The sequence below is a fragment of the Salipiger bermudensis genome, assembly GCF_019801965.1.
Classification (GTDB): domain Bacteria; phylum Pseudomonadota; class Alphaproteobacteria; order Rhodobacterales; family Rhodobacteraceae; genus Salipiger; species Salipiger bermudensis_A.
Genome location: NZ_JAHVIA010000025.1, coordinates 1 through 1907, shown reverse-complemented (window position 1 = coordinate 1907; position 1907 = coordinate 1). Strand labels below are relative to the sequence as shown.

1 protein-coding gene is annotated in these 1907 nt (G+C 66.0%); it reads left to right on the top strand.

Going from position 1 to position 1907, the window contains the following annotated elements:
- Positions 1 to 1893, top strand: a 1893-nt coding sequence (gene acs, locus KUV62_RS22600) for an acetate--CoA ligase (protein ID WP_222606015.1), incomplete at its 5' end; no start/stop codon positions are given.
- Positions 1894 to 1907: the final 14 nt, after the last annotated feature.

Below are 1907 nucleotides of genomic sequence, written 5' to 3'. Positions count from 1 at the left end.
GCTGCGAAATACGACGAGATGTATGCCCGCTCGATCAGCGACCCGGAGGGGTTCTGGGCCGACGAGGCGCAGCGGCTCGACTGGATGGCCCGGCCGACCAAGATCAAGAACACCAGCTTCGAGTTCGGCAAGGTCGATATCAAGTGGTTCGAGGATGGCGTGCTCAACGTCGCCTATAACTGCGTCGACCGCCACCTGAAGACCCGCGCCAACCAGACCGCGATCATCTTCGAGCCCGACAACCCCGAAGACCCCGCCCAGCACATCACCTATGCCGAGCTCTACGACAAGGTGAACCGCATGGCCAACGTCCTGCTCAGCCAGGGCGTCATGCGCGGCGACCGCGTGGTGATCTACCTGCCGATGATCCCCGAGGCCGCCTATGCCATGCTGGCCTGCGCCCGCATCGGCGCCATCCATTCCATCGTCTTCGCCGGCTTCTCGCCCGACGCGCTGGCCAACCGCATCAACGATTGCGGCGCCAAGATCGTCATCACCGCCGACACCGCCCCGCGCGGCGGCCGCAAGACCGCGCTCAAGTCCAACACCGACGCGGCGCTGCTGCACTGCTCGGACAAGGTCCGCTGCCTGGTGGTCAAGCATACCGGCGACCAGACCAGCTGGATCCAGGGCCGCGACGTCGACCTCAACTACCTCATGGAGCACGCGGCCCCCGATTGCCCGCCGCGCCCGATGAACGCCGAAGACCCGCTCTTCATCCTCTACACCTCGGGCTCCACCGGGAAGCCCAAGGGGGTTGTGCACGCAAGTGGTGGATATCTGGTTTACGCGGCCCTCACCCACGAGGTGGTGTTCGATTACCACGACGGCGACGTCTACTGGTGCACCGCCGATGTCGGCTGGGTCACCGGCCACAGCTACATCGTCTACGGCCCGCTCGCCAACGGCGCCACCACGCTCATGTTCGAGGGCGTGCCGACCTATCCCGACGCCAGCCGTTTCTGGGAGGTTTGCGACAAGCACAAGGTCAACCAGTTCTACACCGCGCCGACCGCGCTGCGGGCGCTGATGGGTCAGGGCGACGCCTTCGTCGAGAAGTGCGACCTGTCGAGCCTGAAGCTGCTCGGCACCGTCGGCGAGCCCATCAACCCGGAGGCCTGGAACTGGTACAACGACAAGATCGGCAAGGGAAAATGCCCGATCGTCGACACCTGGTGGCAAACCGAGACCGGCGGCCACCTGATGACCCCGCTGCCCGGCGCCCACGCGCTCAAGCCCGGCTCGGCGATGAAGCCGTTCTTCGGCGTCAAGCCGGTGGTGCTCGAGCCCACCTCCGGGGAGGAGATCCACGACTTCCCGACCGAGGGCGTTCTGGCGCTGGCCGACAGCTGGCCGGGCCAGATGCGCACCGTCTGGGGCGATCACGAGCGCTTCGAGCAGACCTATTTCCAGCAATACAAAGGCTACTATTTCTCCGGCGACGGCTGCCGCGTCGACGAGGATGGCGATTACTGGATCACCGGCCGCGTCGATGACGTCATCAACGTCTCGGGCCACCGCATGGGCACGGCCGAGGTCGAATCGGCGCTGGTGGCGCATGCCAAGGTCGCCGAGGCGGCGGTGGTGGGCTACCCGCACCCGGTCAAGGGCCAGGGCATCTACTGCTACGTCACGCTGATGAACGAGGTCGAGCCTTCGGAGGAGCTCAAGAAGGAGCTGCGCAGCTGGGTCCGCACCGAGATCGGCCCGATCGCCTCGCCGGACCTGATCCAGTGGGCGCCGGGCCTGCCCAAGACCCGCTCGGGCAAGATCATGCGCCGCATCCTGCGCAAGATCGCCGAGAACGACTACGGCGCCCTCGGCGACACCTCGACCCTCGCCGATCCCTCGGTGGTCGACGACCTCATCGAAAACCGCGCCAACAAGGGGTGATCTGAGATGGACGG